Origin of the sequence: Faecalibacillus sp. H12, assembly GCF_013361255.1 — a bacterium.
GTDB lineage: Bacteria > Bacillota_I > Bacilli_A > Erysipelotrichales > Coprobacillaceae > Faecalibacillus > Faecalibacillus intestinalis.
Map to the genome: position 1 here is coordinate 27,106 of NZ_JABWDK010000005.1, position 3,188 is coordinate 30,293.

Genomic DNA, 3,188 nt, shown 5'->3' on the forward strand with positions numbered 1-3,188 from the left:
ATCTGCTTGGATCCATCCTGTTTTCATAGCTCCTGATTGGTCAAAATAATATTGTCTATTTCCTACAGAAGCTAACCCTGTAACCATTTTTCCATCTTGGTCTAAATAATACCATGATCCTTTATGTAGCCATCCTTTTTGAATATAACCATTATTATCCGCATAATAATATGTTCCATCTGCTTGGATCCATCCTGTTTTCATAGCTCCTGATTAATCAAAGTAACATTGTTCGTCCCCTACAGAAACCAATCCTGTAGCCATTTTTCCATCTTGGTCTAAATAATACCATGATCCGTTATGCAACCATCCTGTTTGAATATAGCCACTATTATTTGCATAGTAATATGTTCCATCTGCTTGGATCCATCCTGTTTTCATAGCTCCTGATTGGTCAAAATAATATTGTTGATTTCCTACAGAAGCTAACCCTGTGACCATTTTTCCATCTTGGTCTAAATAATACCAAGACCCTTTATGCAACCAACCTTTTTGAATATATCCACTATTATTTGCATAATAGTATGTTCCATCTGCTTGGATCCATCCTGTTTGCATGACCCCTGATTGATTAAAGTAATATTGTTGATTTCCTACAGAAGCTAACCCTGTCACCATTTTTCCATCTTGATCTAAATAGTACCAATAATCCGTATGTAACCATCCTGTTTTCTTTTCACCATGATCATAATAATACCATTGATTCTCTTTATTCGTCCAACCAGATTCCATTACAGTCGACTCATCATTTGTATTTAATGTATCTGTATCTTCTTCCGCATTAACATTTATAATCGAAAAACATACAAATAAAATATTAATAAACACTATCGATAAAGCAATATTTAATAATTTACCTTTTTTCATACAATCCCCCCTCTTGTCTCACAATTGACATTATAACAAATACAAAAAAATAAACTAGTTATAATCTATAAAAAATAGAAAACCAGAAGCAGATATTCTCTGTCTTTGCCCCACATCATTTGATAACTAAAATATGAGAAACCCCTCGTTATTTTAAATTACCATTGTTCTTTTTCTATTTTTAGCTGTTTATTTTATTTTGTTACAGCCCCCATTTTTTAATCAATATTCTACTAATATATTATGAGTTTAAATAAACCATTACAAATCTAAATATTTTATCAAGATAATATTTAGAAGTAAAAAGTAATGCAATACCATTTGCTATAAATTGAATATATTGTTTCTCTTCTAAGTTATTTAATGCATTATTAAATCTCTCATTTCCTTTTAAATAATGCTTTGCATTTTTATCACTTAAATTCTTCTTTACATACACCTTAGCTTCTTCTACTTCACTTACTTTTCCTTCACTATATTGTTTAGTAATGTATCTAGCAAATAAATATTGTTCAAATAAATTTGATCTTGATATACTATCCTTTGTCATTCTATATTTTAAAACACATTCATTCACATTAGAAATTTTAAATCCTTGAAGTATTGCTCTTAATGTAAAGTCATAGTCTTCACAAAGTGGCATATTTCTATAGCCATTTAACTTATCAAATACTTCTTTTTTACCAAACCATGTTGGATGAGAAATAACTTGATTATATTTAATACATTTTTTTATCTTTTTAAAATCAGTTGGAACTTTTTTTATTGAATAAATAGTATTTCCATCCTCATCGATCATTTGTGAAATTCCACCTATTAAATCAAAATCATTTTCTTCTAAATACTTCTTTTGATGTTCCATTCTATATAATTCAGAAATATCATCTGCATCCATTCTACAAATATATTTTCCTTCAGCAAGTTCAAGTCCTCTATTTAAAGTATTTGTTAGCCCCATATTTTTATCATTTATATAGAATTTAATACGTTCATCCTTACATACATAATCATTTATAAATGCTATATGTTCTTTATTATCTGGATTATCTAAAATAATAATAAATTCAAAATCATTATATGTTTGATTAATAATTGATTCTATGGACTGTTTTAAACATTCTATGCTTTCTTTATAAGTTGCCATAATAACACTTGTTTCTACCATTTAAATTTCTACTACTTTTTTACACAAATCTTTTTGTATAAAAATTTCCTTTCTATTAAATATATACATAATAAGTATATATTAAATTAACCTTTACAACAATAAATCATTCATATCTTGAATTATAAATATAACAGCTCAAAAATAATATAATAAATATTTCTGAGCTGCTTTCTACTAAATTGTAATGAATTAAATTACCCTAGCCAAACACCATGCCATACACCATTAGCATCAAAGCGATTAACTACTTCATTGATTTTATAATCTCCTGTAACCATCTTTCCATTAGCGTCAACATAATACCAGTTATTTCCTGATTTTACCCATTGGGCACTAATTACGCCACTTGAAGCTACATAGTAATCTTCACCATTGATTTTAAACCATCCTGTTTGCATTAATCCGCTTTCTGCAAAGTAGTATTTTGCTCCTGCAATTGTTTGGAATCCTGTGACCATTTTTCCATCTGCATCTACATAGTACCAGTTATTTCCTGATCCTACCCATTGTGCTTTGATGGCTCCACTTGTTGATGCGTAGTAATCTGTTCCATTGACTTTGAACCATCCTTTTTTCATAAGTCCGTTTGTTTCAAAGTAATATTTAACTCCAGAGATTGTTTGGAATCCTGTGACCATTTTTCCATCAGCGTCTACATAGTACCAAGTATTTCCTGATCCTACCCATTGGGCTTTGATTTCTCCACTTGTTGATGCATAGTAATCTTCATTATTGACTTTGAACCATCCTGTTTGCATATATCCATATTGATCAAATCTATAGAGTTTATTATCTATTGCAATGAATTCATTTTTTGGATATGTTCCATCTTCATATTGATACCACCATTTATTTCCTGATTGTTTCCATTGTCCTTTTAATTGATTATGACATCTTGTACATACTCCATCTTTAAAATCATGTCCTAAAGCTGGAATGATTTCTTGTTTTTTAATAATCTTATTACATATTGAACAATGTATTCCTTCTGTTAAACCTGTATTTGTACATGTTGCTTCTTTTGCCGAATCAAGAACTTCTTTATGTCCTGTTGATGGTATTACTTCTTGTTTTTTGATAACTTCATTACATACTGAACAATGACTTCCTTCTGTAAGTCCATTTTCTGCACATGTCGCTTCCTTAGCTTGAT

General features: G+C 29.5%; 2 protein-coding genes and 2 pseudogenes. All 4 read right to left on the reverse strand.

Annotated features, from left to right (window positions below):
- Nucleotides 1-204: pseudogene (locus tag HUU89_RS05915) on the reverse strand (N-acetylmuramoyl-L-alanine amidase family protein); the annotation flags it as partial.
- A 9-nt stretch (nt 205-213) separates the two neighbouring features.
- Nucleotides 214-867, reverse strand: coding sequence for an N-acetylmuramoyl-L-alanine amidase family protein (locus tag HUU89_RS05920; protein ID WP_175301243.1), 654 nt, complete (start codon nt 865-867; stop codon nt 214-216).
- Nucleotides 868-1,108: 241 nt separating this feature from the next.
- The gene (locus HUU89_RS05925) at nt 1,109-2,032 is read right to left on the reverse strand and encodes a glycosyltransferase (protein ID WP_175301244.1); all 924 of its coding nucleotides are present in this window, start codon (nt 2,030-2,032) and stop codon (nt 1,109-1,111) included.
- 197 nt (nt 2,033-2,229) lie between these two features.
- Nucleotides 2,230-3,188: pseudogene (locus tag HUU89_RS05930) on the reverse strand (N-acetylmuramoyl-L-alanine amidase family protein); the annotation flags it as partial.

Bases quoted from the DNA above. Each gene is read 5' to 3' on its own strand.
- HUU89_RS05925 (WP_175301244.1), bottom strand. From the start codon at position 2,032: ATGGTAGAAACAAGTGTTATTATGGCAACTTATAAAGAAAGCATAGAA.
- HUU89_RS05920 (WP_175301243.1), bottom strand. From the start codon at position 867: ATGAAAAAAGGTAAATTATTAAATATTGCTTTATCGATAGTGTTTATT.